This is a genomic window from Kluyvera sp. NPDC087067 (genome assembly GCF_044745165.1).
Taxonomy (GTDB): domain Bacteria; phylum Pseudomonadota; class Gammaproteobacteria; order Enterobacterales; family Enterobacteriaceae; genus Kluyvera.
The window spans coordinates 490,736-509,771 of sequence record NZ_JBIUZS010000001.1 but is presented as its reverse complement, the minus strand read 5'-3'; the positions used below and the strand labels follow the sequence as shown (position 1 = coordinate 509,771).

Sequence of the window (19,036 nt, the reverse complement as noted above, 5' to 3'; positions counted from 1 at the left end):
CAATAATGTCCCGTAGGCCGGATTGGCGTCAGCCCGTCCGGCACTTACAGGCGCTGTAAGTTGGCGTAAAGCAGTTCAGGAGGGGCTTATGACCTGGTTCATTGACCGGCGTCTGAACGGCAAAAATAAAAGCGCGGTGAACCGCCAGCGCTTCTTGCGTCGTTATAAAGCGCAAATAAAGCAGTCGATCTCCGAAGCCATCAACAAACGCTCGGTGACCGACGTTGACAGCGGCGAGTCTGTCTCGATTTCAACGGATGATATCAGCGAACCGATGTTCCATCAGGGACGCGGCGGATTACGTCACCGGGTGCACCCCGGGAACGACCATTTTGTCCAGAATGACCGTATCGAGCGCCCTCAGGGCGGCGGCGCTGGTGGCGGCAGCGGACAGGGACAAGCCAGCGCCGACGGTGAAGGCCAGGATGAGTTCGTTTTTCAGATTTCCAAAGATGAGTATCTGGACCTGTTGTTTGAGGATCTGGCATTACCTAACCTTAAGCGCAACCAGCAGCGACAGTTAAACGAGTATAAGACGCATCGCGCGGGCTTCACCGCCAATGGGGTTCCTGCCAATATTAGCGTTGTGCGTTCGCTACAAAACTCTCTCGCCCGCCGCACGGCGATGACGGCAGGAAAACGTCGCGAACTGCGGGCGCTGGAAGAGACGCTGGATGAGGTGGCAAAAAGCGAGCCCGTTCAGCTGCTGGAGGAAGAACGGTTACGCAAAGAGATTGCCGAATTGCGGGCAAAAATCGATCGCGTACCGTTTATCGATACCTTCGATCTGCGCTTTAGAAACTATGAGAAGCGTGCGGAACCTTCAAGTCAGGCGGTGATGTTCTGCCTGATGGACGTTTCAGGGTCGATGGATCAATCCACCAAAGACATGGCTAAACGCTTTTATATTCTGCTCTATTTGTTCCTGAGCCGAACCTATAAAAACGTCGAGGTGGTGTATATCCGCCACCATACGCAGGCCAAAGAAGTTGATGAACATGAGTTCTTTTACTCGCAGGAAACGGGCGGCACGATTGTCTCCAGCGCCCTCAAACTGATGGATGAGGTGGTGAAAGAGCGCTACGATCCGTCGCAGTGGAATATCTATGCGGCCCAGGCTTCGGATGGAGATAACTGGGCGGACGACTCGCCGCTGTGTCACGAAATTCTGGCGAAAAAAATCCTGCCGGTGGTGCGTTACTACAGCTATATCGAAATTACCCGCCGGGCGCATCAGACCTTATGGCGCGAGTACGAACATCTGCAGGCGTCGTTTGATAACTTCGCCATTCAGCATATTCGCGATCAGGAGGACATCTATCCGGTGTTCCGCGAGCTGTTCCACAAACAAGGTTCTGCGATTAAGGACTAAGCACCATAAATCAGCCAGTTAACTTCCCCTGCTGGCTGATTTTCTTTTCATACACCTTTTGTATTCATTTTAACCCTTCCATTACCTCATATGATGGCTATATACTGTTTAAATAAACAGCATCAGGAGGCATTTTGCCCGGTCGTCCATCTCATCGCCCTGCATTCACCCCTTCAGCCATTTACGCGTACCCTGAACACCTGCGCCAATGGTTAAAGGAAATTCCGACGCTTCCGGGTGTCTATGTTTTTCATGGTGAAAGTGAAACGCTGCCGCTTTATATCGGTAAGAGCGTGAATTTGCGCAGCCGCGTGATGTCGCACCTGCGGACCCCGGATGAAGCGTCCATGCTCCATCAATCAAAGCGGATAAGCTGGACGCGGACAGCGGGTGAAGTGGGCGCGCTGTTGCTGGAAGCGAAAATGATTAAAGAGCACCAGCCGCTCTTTAATAAACGCCTGCGCCGCACCCGCCAGCTTTGTTCACTGCTTTTTAAGGATAATAAACCGGAAGTGGTGTACGCGCAGGAAATTGATTTCGCCCACCAGCCCGGTCTGTATGGCCTTTTCTCAAACCGCCGCGCCGCGCTGGAAACCTTAAAATCGCTCGCTGATGAACATCAGCTCTGCTACGGGTTACTTGGCCTTGAGTCGCTTACCCGAGGACGCGGCTGTTTTCGCCAGGCCCTGCATCGATGCGCGGGCGCCTGTTGCGGTAAAGAGAGCGTGGAAGCACATCATCAGCGACTGATTAGCGCATTGCAGCGGCTGCAACTCGTTTGTTGGCCGTGGGAAGGCGCCATTGCGTTGAAAGAAGAGAGCGCCGACTTGACGCAGTACCATATCATCCGCAACTGGATGTGGCTGGGTTCGGTGAGTTCACTGGCTGACGCCGGTTCTTTATCACGGCAACAGCCCGGCTTTGATCATGACGGCTATAAAATCTTATGTAAGCCTCTGTTATCAGATTCAGCAAATATTATCACGCTTTGATCCCCTGGAATGTTATCCGTAACATCCATGCAAAAACGCAACATATTGACACCCAGGGTTTAACATTACTTGCTTATTAAGCCCTATTTCATGCAATATTCATGAACACTTCTTGCGCCGGTGCATTACAAAACATTTCTATTGCTAATACATAGCTAGAGATACCGTCTCCTCCATGATAAAATTCCGGCTGACACGGAAGAATAATTAATTTCATCATGAAAATGCAAAACACATTACTACGCTTCGTCATTTCCGCAGGCGTCGTTATCCTCACCTCATCTTTTCTGATATATGAACTGGTGGTCAGCCATCAGGATATGTCGGATTACATGCGTTATATCATCGATAAAGGTGAGTCGGCCTTTTTGTATGAGAAATATGAGAACCAGCTGATTATATCGCAAATATCACGATATGAGGATGAAAAGCCGTCGGCTGATACCGCTGCGCGGGCGTGTGCCAGCTTACAACACCGCGGAGAGGTGAGTGGACTCAATATCGACGGGATGTCTTACCCTGGGCTTCAGGGCTCGCTTACCGTTAACAGAACACCTTGTACACAATGGGTTAACGACCTTCCAACACTGGAAGCGTTTGATACCGCGATTGCCAGTAATAATATCTGGAAACCTATTCTTCCCGATGAGCCGAAAAATAATCAGCGCTTTCGCTATTATATTGATTTAGAGAATCAATATATTTACTTTAATTCTCGCGTTGTTATTACCGACCCAACATTAACCAGCTGGAATTTTCTCTACGGCAAACGCCTGGGTATTTCTCCTGGTAGTCTGGAAAATTTATTTCTCGGCCGTACGGTGGTGTCGAGTATTTATACTGACACTTTCACCCATAAGAATATCTTAACATTCCTGACCCCGATCTATCATCATGAGCAGCTTAAGGGAATTGTCATGGTCGATCTTTTCCATCAGGATTTACGTGACATTTTCATTACCCGCGATCGACCGCTGGTCTGGCGTTATCTCGATATCTCATTTACTGACTCAGATAATAATGCGCGTATCGACGTTCATCGCAGCGCCGCGCATCTTTTCAAGTACGTCCATTACCGTCGCCCGATGGCCGAAAACATGCATGTTGAGGTGTCACTTGACGTGATGTACTTCCTGCTGAGTTCATGGAAGTTGTTCCTGTTTTATCTGGCCACCACCGTTGCCCTACTGCAATTAGTGCGTACCCATTTTCGGATGTACCGCACCGTTAGCCAGGATAACATCAGTGATTCTCTCACCGGGCTGTATAACCGTAAAATCCTCTCAGAGGTGCAGAACATGCGCCTTCAGCGCCTGACGGAGCAAGGTGCCGGGATTGTCGTGATTGCGATAGATTGCGATAAACTCAAGTACATTAACGATACCTGGGGCCACAATGAGGGTGACCGGGCAATTGTATTACTGGCTGACGCTATCTCCGCTTCCATTCGTAAAAGCGATTACGGAGTGAGGCTTGGGGGAGACGAGTTCTCGATTATTCTTGTCGACTATGAAGAAGCGGAAGCGGGCGTCATTATCGAGCGGATCCAGGCCTATCTCAGTCTCACCGATACCCATAAACGCGTGAGCTTTTCATGGGGAGCTTATAAAATGCAGGCCGGTGACACGCTTGATAGCGCGATGAAAATCGCCGACGAACGCCTGTATCAGGATAAAAGACGAAGAGGTAGCCGAAGATAATGATGATTGAACCGATAACCGCTGACATTCATCAACGCCTGTTGGCGTTACTCGATGCAGAGCTTGCACGCTATCGCGTCATTGAACACGAGGCGGTTGGTAAATGCGAAGCCGTTTCCGAGATTCGCGGTACTGCGCTGGGACAGGGCGCTAAAGCGTTGGTGTGTAAGGTGAAAGGCAACGGCATGAATCAGCACGTGCTCGCCATTCTGCCCGCCGACCGGCAGGCGGATCTTGGCAAACTGGCGCAGTTGATTGGAGGAGTAAAAGCTTCGCTGGCAAGCCCGGCGGAGGTTGACGCGCTCACCGCCTGCGTCTTTGGCGCAATCCCCCCCTTTAGCTTCCACCACGCGCTGCGTCTGGTTGCAGACCCTCTGCTGTTCGAGCGTTTTGACGAGATAGCCTTTAACGCCGGCAGTCTGGATAAATCAGTGATCCTGAATACGCAAGACTACCTGCGTATTGCAAAGCCAGAGCTTATCGCCTTCCACCGTGAGAGCTAATCTTCGGTCCCCCTTACTCACGTCATATAATGTTGCCGCCCGGAGACGATTCCACTGTTTTTTCGCAAGCGCTGCCCGTTAATCACGAAATGCCTCAAATAATTAGTCAAATGCCTGAAATCCACGGCGAAAGTTGAAAAAGACCTGTTTACTGTGCGCTTCTTGCGTACAGTAAACGGATTGAAGCACGCTGCCATAATGAGCACTGCGCTCCGGGCCGTGATAGCGTTCAAACCAGCAATATTGTCTTTTTTTATTTTTGGCAAGGAACACCTCTCTATGCTCGATACCACCCTGATTATCCTCCTGGGATTGGCTGCCCTGGGTTTTGTCAGCCACAACACCACTGTCGCCGTTTCAATTCTGGTTTTGATTATTATCCGCGTCACGCCGCTTAGCACATTTTTCCCGTGGGTCGAAAAGCAGGGGCTGAGCATCGGGATTATAATCCTGACAATTAGCGTAATGGCGCCGATTGCCAGCGGTACATTGCCCGCCACCACGCTGCTCCATTCATTCGCCAACTGGAAATCACTGGTCGCTATCGCCGTTGGCGTAGCGGTTTCGTGGCTGGGCGGGCGTGGGGTCACTCTTATGGGAAGCCAGCCGCAGCTGGTGGCGGGATTACTCATCGGTACCGTGCTCGGCGTGGCATTGTTCCGGGGCGTCCCGGTTGGGCCGCTGATTGCCGCCGGGCTTGTATCGTTACTTATTGGGAAGTCGTAGACAGCGACGCCAGATAACGCCCCGGCGTCTGACCCAAGCCCTTTCGAAACATAGTGATAAAGGCGGTGGTCGAGTCGTAGCCCAGCGACAGCGCCACCTGCTGTACGCTCATGCCGCGCACCAGCATTTGCAATGCGAGGATGAGCTGCAGCTGGTGCCGCCAGCGGCGGAAGTTCAGGCCCGTCTCCTTAACCACCAGTCGCGCAAGGTTGCGTTCACTCATCGCAAAGCGCCCTGCCCACTGCGCGAGCGTCTGCCAGTTCGCAGGCTCGCGTTCCATCTGCTCCACCATCTGGCGGATTTTAGGATGCGCAGAAACCGGCAACTGAAGCTGCTGTTCCGGCTGCTGGGGAAGCTCATCGAACAGAACCTGCACAAGCCTTTGGGTTTCTGGCGTTTGGCGTGAGGCTTCATCTCGCAGCGCTAACGCCAGAATCAGCTCACGCACCAATGGAGAAATTTTTAATGTGCAGCAATGCGCTGGCATTCGTGCGCAGCCTGGCTCAATAAATAAAAAGCACAGCTGCGTTTGTGGCGTCGCCCGATTGCTGTGCGGCACTTCGCCTGGAACCCATACCGCAAACTGCGGTGGCACCATCCACAACGCGTTTTCCACCTCGCAGGTGATAGCGCCATGCAGGGCAAGAATCAGCTGTCCCTTACGATGTTGATGCACGGGAATATATTGCTCACCTTCTATGACCTGAATCCCAAAGGCCACAGCGGCATCCCGTTGGCTATCCGGGTGATAACCATCCAATCCTAATCCCAACATAATATTGTCCGAATTTAGCGATAATCTGTCATTTTAGCTTGATTTAAACTAGGGTAAAAACAGGTATCGTTGTTTTCCCATTTCTGAGTTGAGTAAACGATGTCTTCTTTATCTTCCTCTTCCAGCCAACGCGCATTGTTGATTGTTGGAATTTTGCTGATTGCCTCGACGTTACGGGTAACCTTTACGGGGGCCGCGCCCTTACTCGATGCTATCCGTGCCGACTATGGTTTGACCACCGCCCAGACCGGGATGCTCACCACTTTGCCGCTACTCGCCTTCGGGCTGGTGTCGCCTCTGGCGGCAGGAATTGCGCGCCGAATGGGTATGGAACGGAGTTTGTTTATCGCCATGGGGCTGATTTGTGCCGGGATCGTCATTCGCTCCCTGCCCTCCGTAGCCCTGATGTTTATCGGTACGGCGGTCATCGGCTGCGGGATAGCGCTTGGTAACGTCCTGCTACCAGGCTTAATAAAACGTGATTTTTCGACCCACGTAGCCAGATTTACCGGCGCGTATTCGGTTACCATGGGAGCTGCCGCCGCGTTAGGTTCCGCGCTGGTTGTGCCGATTGCGATGAACGGTTTTGGCTGGCGCGGTGCATTGCTGACGCTGATGGTCTTTCCCCTGCTGGCAATGCTATTTTGGCTGCCCCAATGGCGGGCAACACAGGGCACTTCGATTTCAAGTAGCGGAGCGGCGCATAATCGCGGTATCTGGCGTTCGGCGTTAGCCTGGCAAGTCACGTTATTCTTAGGCCTGAATTCGCTGGTTTATTATGTGATTATTGGCTGGTTGCCAGCCATTCTGATAAGCCAGGGCTACAGTGAAGCGCAAGCAGGCTCGCTGCACGGTTTACTGCAATTGGCGACCGCCGCACCGGGTTTTGTGGTGCCGTTGATTCTACATCGTTTAAAAGATCAGCGCGGCATTGCCATTATCACGGCACTGATGTGCGCTGTCAGCGCGCTAGGCTACACGTTATTTCCCTCACAGGCGGTGATCTGGACGATTGTCTTTGGTTTTGGCTCCGGTGCGACCATGATCCTTGGCCTGACCTTCATTGGGCTGCGCGCGAGCTCGGCTCATCAGGCCGCTGCACTTTCAGGTATGGCGCAAGCCGTGGGGTATTTACTGGCCGCATGTGGGCCACCGCTGATGGGCAAAATACACGATGCCAGCGGCGCGTGGCACATCTCGCTGATTTGCGTTGCGGTGATTGCTCTGGCGATGGCGGTCTTTGGCGGATTAGCGGGACGCGATAGAGAGATGCCGCGTTAACGACAACCCTGACGCAGTGCGACGGCACCGACGCGGGGTTATCCTCGAAAAAATGCCCGGCATACCAGCCGGGCATTTTTCGATTACTGGGCAGCAGCGTGCAGGAAAGCCTGAACTAACGGTGCTGGACGACCGGCAAGCGCATGGCGTTCATGCTGGAACAGCGTCGCCACAAAGAAGGGATGCGTCACCAACTCGACGGCCCGAATATCACCATTGTCATCCCACCCGGTCACCCGCAGCGGTTGAACATCCAGTTCGGCGGCAAATTCAGGGGATATCCCGTAGTTGCAGTGATAACCCTCTTCAATACTGTCGCGCCCGTATGCGCGTGCGATCAGGGTATTCGCGCGCAGTTCGACGGTGTCGCTTTTTTCCACCAGCGAGCAGGTCAGCGGCGCAATCACCATGCGCCCTTCGCTGTCTGTTTCAGCGTGTGCAGCGTCTTGCCAACCCATCACATTGCGTGCGTACTCCAGAATCGCGTGCTGGAAACCGCCACAGGTGCCCAGGAACGGCACGCTATTTTCGCGAGCATATCGCACCGCCATCAGCGCGCCTTGCGTATTCTGGTACGGGCTGGCAGGCACTAGCCAGATAGCGTGATAGTCGGCGAAATCCTCAGCGCTTTTAATATTTTGCGTGGGTAACCAATGGTACTCAACGGCTAGATCCAGTACCGCTGCCGCGTCATCAATAGCCAAAGGAATCGCCTGATGCGCAATCACATCGGCATTATAGTCGCCCACCAGAGCGATACGAAGAGAGGGAGTCACTGCTGCGTTTTCCATGGAAGTCCTTATGTACAGACGTTTAGAACGGCATAAGGAGCCTCACATTAGCGATCTGCGAACCGAATAGCAACACCCTGATAGCGAACCCAACGATTCTTTATGGTATGGTCAAAAAAGGATAAAGGGAGGAAGGATATGATCCAGTGTAAACGCGTTTATGACGACGCAGCACCTGATGATGGTTACCGTGTCCTGGTTGACCGGCTCTGGCCGCGCGGAATCAAAAAGGAGGCGCTTATCTTTGATGAATGGTGTAAAGACCTCACCCCGTCAGCCGAGCTTCGCAAAGCCTACCACGGTGAAATTATCGACTTTGCCACCTTTTGCCAGCACTATCGCGAGGAGCTTTCGCACCATCGCGAAGAGGGCCTGCGCCTGGCAAAAATTGCACAAGAGCGCGGGCTAACGCTAATTTACGCCGCCACCAATACCACGCAGAACCACGCGCGGGTACTCGCTGACTGGCTAAAAAAACTGTAATTCACTCTAACGCGACGCCATCCGCCGTCGCGTTATTCCACCAGCATCGCTCGTTCTTTCGCAGGCAATGCGTCCGGCGTTAATGGCAGTAAATACTCCGAACGGACAAAAGCAAAACCGTATTGGTTTTCACTCGCGCTGACATCCCCGGTCACTAACCACAGCGCCCGTGGCGCATCGGCAGCCAGCTCCGTCATCACGCCGTTAACCGGATTCAGACAACGCTCACCTGGGTTAATCAACGCAAACAGTTCCACGCTCTTACCAATATTAGCGCGGCCGACAGCAGTACGGGCACCGATGATAATGGCGGTGGCACCCGGTTTAAGCGAATACATACATCTCTCGTTAATCAGAATTATCTTAGAGGCGTAGTGTACTGGAAGGAGAATTTACTGTCATTTTTTCTGTGGATGATCGCGACGCCACAGCGCCCACTCCTCAATAGTTTCACCGTCAGGTAGCTTACAAAGGCTCGACTCCCCCTGCGCATTGACCTGACGAAGGCTTTCTCCTCCCTTCTGCTGACAGTAAACGGCAGCAGGATTGGCCATACCGATTTGCGGCGGTTTCGGCGCCTCAGGTTCGGCATGGGTTGCGCATCCGAGCAGGAATAGTGGCAACAGTAAACTCAAACGATTTAGCATTTTATCTCCTAAGTTTCGGACAGGAGTTTAACTTTAAACTCCATAATTTCTTCAATTTAGCTCCACTTTTGCGACGTATTGTACCACTCGTTCTCAACTGACCAGAGAACAGAACATTCCATAATCAATGAGTTTTATTTTTGCCCCATCGCCCCCGATGGGGCTTTTTTTTATCCGTAATAACCAACAGCTCCAGGCAAACGCCACTTTTAAGCAACATTGCGCTTACCTTATCGATACATAATGTATAAAATTTAGTTAATCCAGTTTTGTTTAGGATCATACACTATCAAACACATCATCGTTGAGGGGCCTTTGTTTTCATGTCAGATATCATTCTTGCACGCGTGTCGCAAACACTTGCCACCGAACAGTCGCTCGAAGGCCTCGTTCGGCAACTGCTTGAGATGCTTGGATTGGTTACCAGTATGGAATCAACCTATCTGACAAAAATTGATACTGACGCCCAGTTGCAGCACATTATTTATTCACGCAACAGCGGTGAGATGACAATCCCTGAAAATTTATCCGTACCGTGGAACGATTCGCTGTGCAAGCGCGCGCTGGATGATGGCTGCTTCTATACCGATCACGTTCCCGAGCAGTGGGGGGATTGTGATGCGGCAAAAGCCCTGGGGATCACCACCTTCCTGACCACACCAATACATCTGACCGATGGTTCATTGTATGGAACGCTATGTGCCACTAGCACCGAGCAAAAACCGCTCAGTTTTAACAGTGAACATGTGCTCGCTCTGTTTGCGAGTATCATCGCGCGTTATATTGAAAAAGAGTCGCTGGTTGCACAATTGCAGGAAGCTAACGCTGCGCTTATCTATCACTCCTACACCGATGCGCTCACCGGCCTTCCTAACCGCCGCGCCGTATTTGAAAACCTGGAAGTCTTGTTCTCACTGGCACGCCATTTAAATCATTCGGTGCTGCTTGCTTTTATCGATCTCGATAAGTTTAAGATGATTAACGACTGCTATGGGCATCAGGCGGGTGATGCGTTTTTACAGCAGGTTGGTCAGCGGTTGAGATCGGGCATTTCCGCAGACGACCAGCTGGGGCGATTGGGGGGGGATGAATTTATGGTCGCAACGCTGTCGCGTACGGCGGAACAACTTGAGCAGTTTACCAATACATTGCGCCAGCTCCTGATTGGCGATTATCTGCTAGGCGACACGATGATTCATTACCCTGGCGCCAGTATTGGTACGGTGGTAGTGGATCCGAATGTAATGAACCCAGACGCGGCCCTGCGTGCTGCCGATAGCGAGATGTATGAGGACAAAAAATTTCGTCATCGCCTGGAAATTAGCGCCCAGCGCATGGGGTAATTACAGTATTATACGCGCTGTCTATTGATAACAATCAGGATGTCACCATGAGATTGGGTATCGCCTTTCCCATCGTTATTTTCTTTATCGCGCTTGTCTTTCTAGGCTGGTTCTTTATTGGCGGTTATGCGCTACCGGGAGGTGCACAATGAGAAAGACCACGATAATCATGTTAATTATCGCCATCATTACCGTCGTAGGCGTCGAGTTCGGCTGGTGGTAAGCCTCTGATAAGTCGGTAATTTGCCGACTTATCGACTTTCTCCATTTTTTTTCTTCATCTCATACATCTGCGCATCTGCCTGCTGGATGGCATCATCTAATGAATCGACACACCGCGCGACGCCCCAGGACACCGATAACGGTATAGGCTTCCCCTGTGGGCTAAAGGGAAAAACGGCAATTCTGGCCGCAATTCGCTCAGCGATCATATGCGTATGCGCAATATCCGTACGGTTGAGCAAAATAATAAACTCATCGCCGCCGCTACGGATGACCCAATCTGCATTAGCGCGAATATCCGTCAGCATGCAATATGAGATGGCCTGCAGCGCCTTATCGCCAGCCGTATGCCCGTAGTTATCGTTGATCGCTTTAAACTTGTTACAGTCGAAAAGGATCACCGTACTAAACGGCAATGAACGCTGCTGAACAAGCGTGAAGATATTGCGCGTAAAACAGCCCGTCAGCGGGTCTCGATAAAAACGTAAATCCGCGCGATTTAAGTGATAACGGAAAAACAGGAACAGCAGAACCAACAACACCGGCGCCAGAATCAGCATCATTAATGCCCGAGGATCCTGCGTGACAAAAAACAAAACCGGTAGCGCGTATTTAATTTCATAGCGCAAAGATATCTGGTGAATTCGATAATCATCAAGCCAGCTACAATTGCCGACGATACACATTATTTCGCCCGTTTGACGGCTCTGGAATCCCAGTATTAAGCCCTCGGGTATCTTATTCGCAAATGCCGACAGCAACATGCGACGAATCTCAACGCGTGACAGATCGTAGGCAAGATAAGCAATAATATCGTTACTTGGCTCACTGGCGGAGAGATCGTAAATATAACTCACAATCGTATATCCCAGGTCGCCTGTAATTTTATCCGCGTAGAACTGCGTCGCACTGAGCGATTTTTTACGTAAGCTTTTTTGCAAGACACGGTCATAATACATTTCCGGTTTGCTAAAAAAATGGTGAGGGTTCTGCGCCATTTGCGATGTCTCGAATTGAAACGGGGCAGAATCGGTTGGCGTAAACCAGTAAAACCAGCGACCATCCTTTGCGATAAGGTAGCGATGAACGTCATGCTGTTCGGGATTGAGCGTCCGAACCTTGGCTCGTATATATTCAGCGGCCTGATAGATGCAACGTGCGCTGTCATCGGGTTGTTTGGTGATGAGTGCGCCATGGGCCTTATCGATGGCACCGGGTGCGGCATTGATAGCCCACGCATTGCCCCGAGGGGTAAAATTTGGTACATCCCCGCACAGCTGATGATGGCTGATTTGCTGATAGCGCACGCCGGTTGCCTCAGCCATTAACTCATTATCATTGAACATCGATACCATCTGGCTTTGTAACGCGTTAATGCCTTCGTTAACCTGCGACACAGAACGCTGGTAAAAGAAGACAATGGCCGTACAAACAAGGAGACATGTCACCGCAGCCGAAGCGAGGAGTGACTGTTTTTTGCGCAGACTATCCTGAATAATTCTCACTAATACCCCGGACCGATGGGTGAAATCCTTGAAACGTCACCCACATGACCCGGCGTGGCGTCACGGTACGTTTTCATTTCTGATGTGAATGATTATGGGTGATTTTTATACCGCAAGCGGGGATTTGATCGTGTCAGGCTTTTTACGTATTGGCAATAGGATTCCAGGAAGGCGAGCGGGAAACTCGCCGGGCAGAATTAGCGCTGGATATCAGAGCCTAAAAACCAAAAAGCGAGCGGGATCGAAAAGAGCACCGTAAAAATCGAGCTGTAAACGACTACCATGGCCCCTTGCAGAACAAACATGCTCGTTGTCCATTGCGAATACGGTAAATTATATTCACTCACCACGCCGCCAAACGTCGCCCGCCCTACCACTATGACGGCAATAACGAATACCACTAAAGCGGAAAGCAGAAATTTTTTGCCATTCGGCGTCCGCAGTTTTTCCAGAATCATCGCATCCTCCCGACGCTGTTCTCACAATTTTGCGCTGTATTTGTAACATTAATGCGGCATAAATTGAATGTTTATTGTTGCCATACATTCACAAACAGCACCTATACAGATCATAAAATTAACCTAAATCGTAAGTTGCATTTTAAATGCATTTTTTGATAAACAGTCCGGCTAATTTGTGATTTAATACATTCAACGTATAGGGGGGAAACATGCTACGCATTCCGCAAAGTTGTATTCATACCCGTTCCACGCCGTTCTGGAACAAGGACACGGCGCCAGCCGGTATTTTCCAGCGTCACCTTGATAAAGGGACACGCCAGGGAGTTTATCCACGACTTTCCGTTCACCAGGGTTCTGTCCGCTATCTGGGCTTCACCTCTGAAACCTCGACTGAACCTGACAGTGAACTCATTATCGAAGCCGGTCACTTTGGCGTATTTCCGCCGGAAAAGTGGCATTACATCGAAACCATGACCGACGATACCGTATTTAACATCGACTTCTTTGTCGAAGCTGATGTGCTGAAATCTCTATAGGCCCACAAAGCTATATAGTAAGGAGTCATCTATGTTACGCATCCCTGAAAATTTTGTTCATTCGCGTTCGACCCCGTTCTGGAACAAAGATACCGCGCCGAAAGCCCTATTCACCCATCACAATACGAAGGCCCACGTTTATGGTCGTCTTTCTGTGATGCAAGGAGCTGTCCGCTATTTCGGTTTTCCTGACGGCGATGCTACCGAGCCGGATGTTGAAGTCGTCATTGAAGCCGGCTCCTTTGGTATTTCTCCACCGCAGAAATGGCACCGTATCGAGCTGCTGACGGATGATACCTACTTCAATATCGATTTCTTTGCCGACCCGGACGCAACGCTTGAAGGCAAAGGCTTGGGCAAAGTCGTGAATTCGCACAAGGGGTAATAAAATGGGTAAGGCAACCTACACGGTGACCGTCACCAACAACAGCAACGGGATTTCTGTGGATTATGAAACTGAAACACCGATGGAACTGCTGATCCCTGATGTTGCGGCAGACGTGGTTAAAGATCTGATTAATACCGTCCGCGCATACGATACGGAAAACGAACACGACGTGTGCGGGTGGTAGTCTCTTTAGCACTAAAAAGGGAGCCAATGGCTCCCTTTTCTATTTGCTGTTCGCAAGTATCTTATTAATAAGACATTGTATTATTTGCTTTTCTATTCAAAGAAAACGCTTGGGTTGTCTGCCAGCGACACGAACGATTTGCTGTTTTTATCCAGCGCGCGAATCGCTCCGCTCTCAATGTCGTAAACCCAGCCGTGCAGACGAATGGCACCGTCACGCAGACCTACTGCCACCGATGGATGAGTTTTGATATTGTTCAACTGAGCAATAACGTTCTCCTCGACCATCGCATTAACTTTGTCGGTTTCATTATCGAAGGTTTTTTTCTCAACGACCGCTTTTGCTGCGTCGGAGTAGCGCAACCAATGTGAAACCGCAGGCATTGGCTCAAGACACTGACAGGTGGCGATGGCTTTCATCGCACCACAGTTTGAGTGTCCACAGATAACGATATCTGTCACCCCTAAGGCGACCACCGCGTACTCAATCGTCGCCGACACCCCACCTGGCTCCGGGCCAAAGGACGGTACGATGTTACCCGCGTTGCGGATAACAAACAGCTGGCCAGGTTCTTGCTGCGTGACGAGTTCCGGCACCAGACGACTGTCTGAACAGGAAATGAACAGTGCTTTCGGATTCTGGCTGGAGGCCAGACTGCGGAAGAGTTCCTTACGCTCTGGAAAAACATCTTTCTGGAAGTTGAGGAATCCTTCAATGATATGTTGCATAGCAGTATCTCTTTTTTGTTTTTACGCAGGTCATGATTGAAATCACATTTTTAGTGTACCACTTGGGAGCAGAAGAGAAAGCGTTCGATGGCATCAACTTTTTGATAGCCAGTGCGCTTCAAGCAATCGTTATGCGCATACGCACGCGTCATGAAGCTGCGAGCGAACAAATTCCGCAGGATACTCCCTGTAGAAAAACTGATGTGCCTGCAAGCGACTAAGCATATTGAGTTTTTTTACCAGACTGTCTACGCGATGATAGAACAATTTGGGGCATATACCGATTTCCAGGGCTGCGCCCATCAAGGTATTACTTATCAACATGCCATAAATCGTTATTTTATCTCTGCGGGAATAGTTTGCCATACACCTATAGCTGCGCAAGAAATCCATCGTCTCATGATATGTCGCCCCCTGCCCCTGGCATATTAGGTCGAGGGACTCTAATACAGATAATCGACTTTCAAGCGATATCAAAGGAGATAATGCGCGAGAATAAATATCTGTTCCTCCAATAAAAACAAAGCGTGATGCACGATGATGGCGCCTGACGCAGGATATGATTTCCATAATGGAACAGAAAGAACTAACATCAATAATACAGGTATACGGATAGCCACGATGATGCGCGAGGAGTTCCTCCAGGGCTAATCTTTGATAATGATTTTTGGTTTCAATGAAATAAGTCATATTTTTTACAACACATAAAGACAGCACTAATAAATGTTTCAGCATTATGCTGCCGTTAAATAAACGGGATAGAAGCAAAGTCTGGATGAATACTCCCCCCTGCCCGCCATAATTTTCTTTACGCGTTAACGCCACTGAACGTTCACAAAAAAAATAGGTTTAACTCTTTAAAACATCCTCGATATCTAATGCCAAAGTGAGTAACTAACGACTTAAAATACTCGATGAACAATCCCTTCTTCAGATATTCAAGGATAAACGCCGTTTGTCAGAACACGCTTAGTGTCAGAAAACACCACTCACTTAACAACGATATAATATCGCGTATACATAATTTATAGCAAAAAACACTAATTTATAATAAAATTATAGATTATTAATCCATTAAGACGATATTCATCAACATCGCGGTACAGATGGAATAGAAACCGCTATCATCTAAAATGCTCAACATATGGAGACGAGTCATGTTGTATCTTATTGACGGCAAGGTCATCTACGATTCCCTAAATGGAACTTTACGGCGTATCAATGAGAAACCCTTTGAAGCCACAACGCTTACGACTATTGCGCATAAAATTCTCACGCATCTAATACAACACCACGGTGAGCTCGTCACTCGCGATACGCTTTTTGATGACATCTGGGAGAAGGAAGGAATTGTCTCATCGTCCAATACACTGAATCAGTACATCAGCTTGCTGAGAAAAACGCTGACAGTCTATATCGGGGAACAGGAAGCCATTGTCACAGTGCCTCGTGCGGGCTATTACTTTAGTAAAAACATTAGCGTTTCTGAAAATATTGTTGCCCATAAAACCAAAACTCATTGGCTGAGATATGTTGCTGCCATGAGTGTACTAGCCACAATAATGTCAGGCGTTTTCGTTTACCTCATGCAGCCGGAAAAAAATATCCCACGTAAAATCGGCGAATTCAAAGGATGTGCTATCTATGATATCTCCGGTGTTAAAAGTGAGACGATGGACACCGTCAATGTTGATGTTGTGAAAAAAGCCTTAGCCATGAATAAACAAACCTGTTCGCAAAACACGGCGTTTTACATTCATGCGCAGGAAAAATTGCATCTGGATAAAGAGGCTCGAGTGCTGGTAAGCCGCTGCGTGGAGTGGCCCGATAGCCGTGACATTTGCCAAAATATGTATTATTACAGCTGGGTTCAGGGATGAAAAAATTGAAAGTGTTAATGTATAGTGTCGGGCTGCTCATTCTGGCTGGGCTTTTGATGATGGGTTATGTCTATACGCGACATAACCTTAACTTCACGTGTTCATCGTCTAACTCCTCCTTCCATAATAATGCTGAGAGCACACCTTTTTTAACGTTCAGTCAAAACATTTCCTTCTCACGCAGTGGTGCCGCTTTCCTTTATATTTCTGGCAATATTGAGAATGAAAATAAGTATTACAGTTTAAATCGTGCTGTTATTTATGACTATACGCGTATCGGCCCAGATGAGTATCTGATGGAAGTCACTAAGGCGTCTCGTTCTGGTGGAGACAACATCCCTGCCGAGCTTGAGAACAAGTACCTCATGCCACTTTTGTCTGGGGTGCAACGTATCATTCGAATTCGTCAGTTGCCTAACGGAAACATGGTTTTTGCTAATAATGCAGGGCCTTTTCTCATCTGCGCTGTACATTAAGAAAGCACGAAGGACACAGGGAATAAGGAGAATGGTTTGTCGGGAAAGGCATGGAGAAAACAGATAATTTAGTGTTTGTTTTATCTAAGAGTGAAAAATCTGGATTGCCGCTGGGAGACAACAATGGCGATCGCATAATGATTCCCCGTGCATTCGGGATTGCATCAGTCAGCGCATAAAGTCCCAGAGAAACGTGGCGCAGCCCCATGTTTCAGCGGCTCCCAAAGGTTAGCCAAAGATTTAACGGCTAACTTATTGAGTATCATTTTGAGCATCCATGCAAACCGGTCCCCTTAAGCCTGTGTGCCTGAACGTTTGATTAGCCGCATATGATAGATTTGAACACATTTAGAACGAATATTTATTCATCGAAAATAGCTAATCTATCGATGTCCCATCCTTCCTCCTAAAAGATCAAGGCAAACTTCTGCTTGTATTTGTTAAGTAATATCTGAGGGGAAAACAGCAATGTGTTACTATAATAAAAAGCGGTCTTAAGATGCAGGGATTAGACAGATGAGATTTTATAGTATCGATTATCTCCAAACGCAGTCTAACATCAATGATTTTTTAAAATACATTATTATATTTAGTAGTTTATTTATCCTTATTATTGTTTTTAGCCTGTACATGCGCCATCGCTTACAAACAAAATACCGTGACCTAACGATCATTGCCTTCTTATTTTTACTTTTTATCTCAGGTGTTCAGTATGCTGATTATACCGATAGCCAAAATATACACTCCCAATCATCACAAATGGTTAACTTTGTAAGGTTGCTATCACAAGAAAAAAAAGTAGATGTTAATTCTATATTTTCAAGTTCAGTGCAACTTTCAGATGGAATTATTGTTAAAATTAATGATCTTTACTACCGTGTTAACTTAAGCCCGGATCAAAAAACATACAACCTAATTGAGGTTTCGTTAGTAAACCCACAAATTGAAATCATTAAAAAATGAGGGCCGGAAATGATAATTTACATACCTATAATTATAAAATTGGGCTTGGGTATACTGTGTTTGATCGTGCAAATAAATCTTATGGGGAAAGGAAATCTGGCCCCCTCATCCGCAATGGATCAGGTTCAAAACTATGTTCTGGGGGGAATTATAGGTGGTGTAATTTACAACGAATCGATAACAGTACTCCAATTTGTCCTGGTGTTAATTATATGGACTTTTCTGGTCTTAGTCCTTAAATTTTTGAAAGAAAATAATAGGTTAGTTAAAAGAGTAATTGATGGAAAACCGATTACTTTGGTACATAACGGCTGCATCAATGTTCGGGAATGTTTGCGAAATGGCGTATCTGCAAATGATTTAATGTTCAAATTAAGAGCAAATGGAATTTATGAAATAGAGCAGCTAAAACGCGTAGTACTCGAGCAAAATGGGCAGTTAACCATTATACAGAGTGGTGATGAAAATATACGCTACCCAATCATAGTAGATGGTTTAGCCAACAATGATCTGCTAGAAATTCTTAACAAGGACAGTGACTGGTTGGAAAATGAAGTTACAAAGCAAGGTTTCAATAAAATCAGCGAAGTATATTTAGGTGAGTATTTATCGGGTAGGATTAATTTGTACGGATATGAAAAATAAACAATCCAGAATTCAGCACTACCAACTGGCACTACTCAGGCAATACCTGTTACCAGTTCAAACGTTCCCCTCTCTGCGAGGCAGGTGTTAGGTGTTGGAGATCAGGTACTAACAACAAGGATATTTCCTTACTTGAAAGAAAAATGACAGTCTTTGCAGGAGGTTAATCACTCACCGGAGATTCACCCCTTTCCGCCGAGGAAGATAGAAATTCGGCGCTTTATCCAGTTGAGTAAATGACGAATAAAAAAAAGGTCAGCATTTATAGCTGACCTGGACGAAAACGTTGAAAAATCACCGCAGGCTTAGCCTTGCCCAAAATTCGTTTACAAGAGTACTTTCCTCTTGGGCGGCATTGTAATTACAGCGGTAAAAATATGTAACACATTTCGCTTATGGAGCAGTATTTTAGGATAGTTCAATTGGCGATAAAAA

The 19,036-nt window shown here is 48.3% G+C and carries 25 protein-coding genes; 17 read left to right on the top strand and 8 right to left on the bottom strand.

Annotated features, from left to right (window positions below):
• Nucleotides 1-88 precede the first annotated feature (88 nt).
• From ACIPDS_RS02450 to ACIPDS_RS02430, 5 genes are all read left to right on the top strand, one after another.
• On the top strand, nucleotides 89-1,372 hold the full coding sequence (locus ACIPDS_RS02450) for a YeaH/YhbH family protein (RefSeq protein WP_400732303.1): 1,284 nt from the start codon (nucleotides 89-91) through the stop codon (nucleotides 1,370-1,372).
• Nucleotides 1,373-1,503: 131 nt separating this feature from the next.
• Nucleotides 1,504-2,364, top strand: a complete 861-nt coding sequence (gene cho, locus ACIPDS_RS02445; RefSeq protein WP_400733418.1) for an excinuclease Cho — start codon at nucleotides 1,504-1,506, stop codon at nucleotides 2,362-2,364.
• Between the two features lie 218 nt (nucleotides 2,365-2,582).
• Complete coding sequence (dgcJ, locus tag ACIPDS_RS02440; protein ID WP_400732301.1) at nucleotides 2,583-4,064, top strand: diguanylate cyclase DgcJ; 1,482 nt, start codon at nucleotides 2,583-2,585, stop codon at nucleotides 4,062-4,064.
• A 2-nt stretch (nucleotides 4,065-4,066) separates the two neighbouring features.
• Complete coding sequence (locus ACIPDS_RS02435) at nucleotides 4,067-4,567, top strand: YbaK/prolyl-tRNA synthetase associated domain-containing protein (protein WP_400733415.1); 501 nt, start codon at nucleotides 4,067-4,069, stop codon at nucleotides 4,565-4,567.
• Nucleotides 4,568-4,846: 279 nt separating this feature from the next.
• Nucleotides 4,847-5,293: a DUF441 domain-containing protein gene (locus ACIPDS_RS02430; protein ID WP_400732299.1), complete on the top strand. Its 447-nt coding sequence runs from the start codon at nucleotides 4,847-4,849 to the stop codon at nucleotides 5,291-5,293.
• Here the strand turns inward: ACIPDS_RS02430 and ACIPDS_RS02425 are convergent.
• Nucleotides 5,277-6,071 (bottom strand): helix-turn-helix domain-containing protein, encoded by a 795-nt coding sequence (locus tag ACIPDS_RS02425; protein ID WP_166514489.1) that lies wholly within the window; start codon nucleotides 6,069-6,071, stop codon nucleotides 5,277-5,279. The two genes, ACIPDS_RS02430 and ACIPDS_RS02425, sit on opposite strands and share 17 nt — an antisense overlap.
• A gap of 96 nt (nucleotides 6,072-6,167) precedes the next feature.
• On the opposite strand from ACIPDS_RS02425, the gene ACIPDS_RS02420 reads away from it, so the two are divergent.
• Nucleotides 6,168-7,349 (top strand): CynX/NimT family MFS transporter, encoded by a 1,182-nt coding sequence (locus ACIPDS_RS02420; protein ID WP_400732298.1) that lies wholly within the window; start codon nucleotides 6,168-6,170, stop codon nucleotides 7,347-7,349.
• Between the two features lie 83 nt (nucleotides 7,350-7,432).
• On the opposite strand, the gene ACIPDS_RS02415 is transcribed toward ACIPDS_RS02420, so the two are convergent.
• The gene (locus ACIPDS_RS02415) at nucleotides 7,433-8,140 is read right to left on the bottom strand and encodes a CTP synthase (protein ID WP_400732297.1); all 708 of its coding nucleotides are present in this window, start codon (nucleotides 8,138-8,140) and stop codon (nucleotides 7,433-7,435) included.
• A 138-nt stretch (nucleotides 8,141-8,278) separates the two neighbouring features.
• On the opposite strand from ACIPDS_RS02415, the gene ACIPDS_RS02410 reads away from it, so the two are divergent.
• The gene (locus tag ACIPDS_RS02410) at nucleotides 8,279-8,623 is read left to right on the top strand and encodes a DUF488 domain-containing protein (protein ID WP_400732295.1); all 345 of its coding nucleotides are present in this window, start codon (nucleotides 8,279-8,281) and stop codon (nucleotides 8,621-8,623) included.
• A gap of 32 nt (nucleotides 8,624-8,655) precedes the next feature.
• Here the strand turns inward: ACIPDS_RS02410 and ACIPDS_RS02405 are convergent, their stop codons facing one another.
• Nucleotides 8,656-8,961, bottom strand: coding sequence for a hypothetical protein (locus ACIPDS_RS02405; RefSeq protein WP_400732294.1), 306 nt, complete (start codon nucleotides 8,959-8,961; stop codon nucleotides 8,656-8,658).
• Nucleotides 8,962-9,021: 60 nt separating this feature from the next.
• Entirely contained in the window at nucleotides 9,022-9,270 is a 249-nt protein-coding gene (locus ACIPDS_RS02400) for a DUF333 domain-containing protein (RefSeq protein ID WP_166514135.1), read from the bottom strand.
• Nucleotides 9,271-9,593: 323 nt separating this feature from the next.
• Between ACIPDS_RS02400 and ACIPDS_RS02395 the strand changes: the two genes are divergently transcribed.
• Together ACIPDS_RS02395 and ACIPDS_RS02390 are read left to right on the top strand one after the other, a co-directional pair.
• Nucleotides 9,594-10,613, top strand: a complete 1,020-nt coding sequence (locus ACIPDS_RS02395) for a sensor domain-containing diguanylate cyclase (RefSeq protein ID WP_400732291.1) — start codon at nucleotides 9,594-9,596, stop codon at nucleotides 10,611-10,613.
• A gap of 47 nt (nucleotides 10,614-10,660) precedes the next feature.
• Entirely contained in the window at nucleotides 10,661-10,765 is a 105-nt protein-coding gene (locus ACIPDS_RS02390) for a YoaK family small membrane protein (protein ID WP_166514137.1), read from the top strand.
• A gap of 99 nt (nucleotides 10,766-10,864) precedes the next feature.
• Here ACIPDS_RS02390 and ACIPDS_RS02385 read toward each other — a convergent pair whose 3' ends face one another.
• Both ACIPDS_RS02385 and ACIPDS_RS02380 read right to left on the bottom strand, forming a co-directional pair.
• Complete coding sequence (locus ACIPDS_RS02385; RefSeq protein WP_400732289.1) at nucleotides 10,865-12,340, bottom strand: GGDEF domain-containing protein; 1,476 nt, start codon at nucleotides 12,338-12,340, stop codon at nucleotides 10,865-10,867.
• Nucleotides 12,341-12,537: 197 nt separating this feature from the next.
• Nucleotides 12,538-12,798, bottom strand: a complete 261-nt coding sequence (locus ACIPDS_RS02380) for a DUF2534 family protein (protein WP_166514139.1) — start codon at nucleotides 12,796-12,798, stop codon at nucleotides 12,538-12,540.
• 212 nt (nucleotides 12,799-13,010) lie between these two features.
• Between ACIPDS_RS02380 and ACIPDS_RS02375 the strand changes: the two genes are divergently transcribed.
• The 3 genes from ACIPDS_RS02375 to ACIPDS_RS02365 are packed head-to-tail and all read left to right on the top strand — an operon-like array spanning nucleotide 13,011 to nucleotide 13,909.
• On the top strand, nucleotides 13,011-13,337 hold the full coding sequence (locus tag ACIPDS_RS02375) for a DUF1971 domain-containing protein (protein WP_400732288.1): 327 nt from the start codon (nucleotides 13,011-13,013) through the stop codon (nucleotides 13,335-13,337).
• 31 nt (nucleotides 13,338-13,368) lie between these two features.
• On the top strand, nucleotides 13,369-13,722 hold the full coding sequence (locus ACIPDS_RS02370) for a DUF1971 domain-containing protein (protein ID WP_112204898.1): 354 nt from the start codon (nucleotides 13,369-13,371) through the stop codon (nucleotides 13,720-13,722).
• A 4-nt stretch (nucleotides 13,723-13,726) separates the two neighbouring features.
• Nucleotides 13,727-13,909 carry a DUF1869 domain-containing protein gene (locus ACIPDS_RS02365; protein ID WP_052281740.1) on the top strand — a complete coding sequence of 61 codons (183 nt, stop codon included), beginning with the start codon at nucleotides 13,727-13,729 and terminating at the stop codon, nucleotides 13,907-13,909.
• Between the two features lie 92 nt (nucleotides 13,910-14,001).
• Here the strand turns inward: ACIPDS_RS02365 and ACIPDS_RS02360 are convergent, their stop codons facing one another.
• The gene (locus ACIPDS_RS02360) at nucleotides 14,002-14,637 is read right to left on the bottom strand and encodes a carbonic anhydrase (RefSeq protein WP_166514141.1); all 636 of its coding nucleotides are present in this window, start codon (nucleotides 14,635-14,637) and stop codon (nucleotides 14,002-14,004) included.
• Nucleotides 14,638-14,766: 129 nt separating this feature from the next.
• Nucleotides 14,767-15,462, bottom strand: coding sequence for a hypothetical protein (locus tag ACIPDS_RS02355; RefSeq protein WP_400732287.1), 696 nt, complete (start codon nucleotides 15,460-15,462; stop codon nucleotides 14,767-14,769).
• A gap of 332 nt (nucleotides 15,463-15,794) precedes the next feature.
• On the opposite strand from ACIPDS_RS02355, the gene ACIPDS_RS02350 reads away from it, so the two are divergent.
• From ACIPDS_RS02350 to ACIPDS_RS02330, 5 genes are all read left to right on the top strand, one after another.
• The gene (locus ACIPDS_RS02350; protein WP_400732286.1) at nucleotides 15,795-16,517 is read left to right on the top strand and encodes a transcriptional regulator; all 723 of its coding nucleotides are present in this window, start codon (nucleotides 15,795-15,797) and stop codon (nucleotides 16,515-16,517) included.
• On the top strand, nucleotides 16,514-16,993 hold the full coding sequence (locus ACIPDS_RS02345; RefSeq protein ID WP_400732285.1) for a hypothetical protein: 480 nt from the start codon (nucleotides 16,514-16,516) through the stop codon (nucleotides 16,991-16,993). The genes ACIPDS_RS02350 and ACIPDS_RS02345 overlap by 4 nt, the downstream gene beginning before the upstream one ends.
• A gap of 50 nt (nucleotides 16,994-17,043) precedes the next feature.
• A complete protein-coding gene (locus ACIPDS_RS02340) occupies nucleotides 17,044-17,172 on the top strand; it encodes a hypothetical protein (protein ID WP_400732284.1) in 129 nt (42 codons plus the stop codon).
• Between the two features lie 337 nt (nucleotides 17,173-17,509).
• Nucleotides 17,510-17,956 (top strand): DUF3290 domain-containing protein, encoded by a 447-nt coding sequence (locus tag ACIPDS_RS02335; protein WP_400732283.1) that lies wholly within the window; start codon nucleotides 17,510-17,512, stop codon nucleotides 17,954-17,956.
• 9 nt (nucleotides 17,957-17,965) lie between these two features.
• Complete coding sequence (locus ACIPDS_RS02330; RefSeq protein ID WP_166514146.1) at nucleotides 17,966-18,601, top strand: DUF421 domain-containing protein; 636 nt, start codon at nucleotides 17,966-17,968, stop codon at nucleotides 18,599-18,601.
• The last annotated feature ends 435 nt before the right edge of the window (nucleotides 18,602-19,036 follow it).

Excerpts from the sequence above, each read along its gene's own strand:
- ACIPDS_RS02450 (WP_400732303.1), top strand. The coding sequence starts at position 89 with ATGACCTGGTTCATTGACCGGCGTCTGAACGGCAAAAATAAAAGCGCG.
- dgcJ (WP_400732301.1), top strand. The coding sequence starts at position 2,583 with ATGAAAATGCAAAACACATTACTACGCTTCGTCATTTCCGCAGGCGTC.
- ACIPDS_RS02435 (WP_400733415.1), top strand. The coding sequence starts at position 4,067 with ATGATTGAACCGATAACCGCTGACATTCATCAACGCCTGTTGGCGTTA.
- ACIPDS_RS02430 (WP_400732299.1), top strand. The coding sequence starts at position 4,847 with ATGCTCGATACCACCCTGATTATCCTCCTGGGATTGGCTGCCCTGGGT.
- ACIPDS_RS02420 (WP_400732298.1), top strand. The coding sequence starts at position 6,168 with ATGTCTTCTTTATCTTCCTCTTCCAGCCAACGCGCATTGTTGATTGTT.
- ACIPDS_RS02415 (WP_400732297.1), bottom strand. The coding sequence starts at position 8,140 with ATGGAAAACGCAGCAGTGACTCCCTCTCTTCGTATCGCTCTGGTGGGC.
- ACIPDS_RS02410 (WP_400732295.1), top strand. The coding sequence starts at position 8,279 with ATGATCCAGTGTAAACGCGTTTATGACGACGCAGCACCTGATGATGGT.
- ACIPDS_RS02405 (WP_400732294.1), bottom strand. The coding sequence starts at position 8,961 with ATGTATTCGCTTAAACCGGGTGCCACCGCCATTATCATCGGTGCCCGT.
- ACIPDS_RS02400 (WP_166514135.1), bottom strand. The coding sequence starts at position 9,270 with ATGCTAAATCGTTTGAGTTTACTGTTGCCACTATTCCTGCTCGGATGC.
- ACIPDS_RS02395 (WP_400732291.1), top strand. The coding sequence starts at position 9,594 with ATGTCAGATATCATTCTTGCACGCGTGTCGCAAACACTTGCCACCGAA.
- ACIPDS_RS02390 (WP_166514137.1), top strand. The coding sequence starts at position 10,661 with ATGAGATTGGGTATCGCCTTTCCCATCGTTATTTTCTTTATCGCGCTT.
- ACIPDS_RS02380 (WP_166514139.1), bottom strand. The coding sequence starts at position 12,798 with ATGATTCTGGAAAAACTGCGGACGCCGAATGGCAAAAAATTTCTGCTT.
- ACIPDS_RS02375 (WP_400732288.1), top strand. The coding sequence starts at position 13,011 with ATGCTACGCATTCCGCAAAGTTGTATTCATACCCGTTCCACGCCGTTC.
- ACIPDS_RS02370 (WP_112204898.1), top strand. The coding sequence starts at position 13,369 with ATGTTACGCATCCCTGAAAATTTTGTTCATTCGCGTTCGACCCCGTTC.
- ACIPDS_RS02365 (WP_052281740.1), top strand. The coding sequence starts at position 13,727 with ATGGGTAAGGCAACCTACACGGTGACCGTCACCAACAACAGCAACGGG.
- ACIPDS_RS02360 (WP_166514141.1), bottom strand. The coding sequence starts at position 14,637 with ATGCAACATATCATTGAAGGATTCCTCAACTTCCAGAAAGATGTTTTT.
- ACIPDS_RS02350 (WP_400732286.1), top strand. The coding sequence starts at position 15,795 with ATGTTGTATCTTATTGACGGCAAGGTCATCTACGATTCCCTAAATGGA.
- ACIPDS_RS02345 (WP_400732285.1), top strand. The coding sequence starts at position 16,514 with ATGAAAAAATTGAAAGTGTTAATGTATAGTGTCGGGCTGCTCATTCTG.
- ACIPDS_RS02340 (WP_400732284.1), top strand. The coding sequence starts at position 17,044 with ATGGAGAAAACAGATAATTTAGTGTTTGTTTTATCTAAGAGTGAAAAA.
- ACIPDS_RS02335 (WP_400732283.1), top strand. The coding sequence starts at position 17,510 with ATGAGATTTTATAGTATCGATTATCTCCAAACGCAGTCTAACATCAAT.
- ACIPDS_RS02330 (WP_166514146.1), top strand. The coding sequence starts at position 17,966 with ATGATAATTTACATACCTATAATTATAAAATTGGGCTTGGGTATACTG.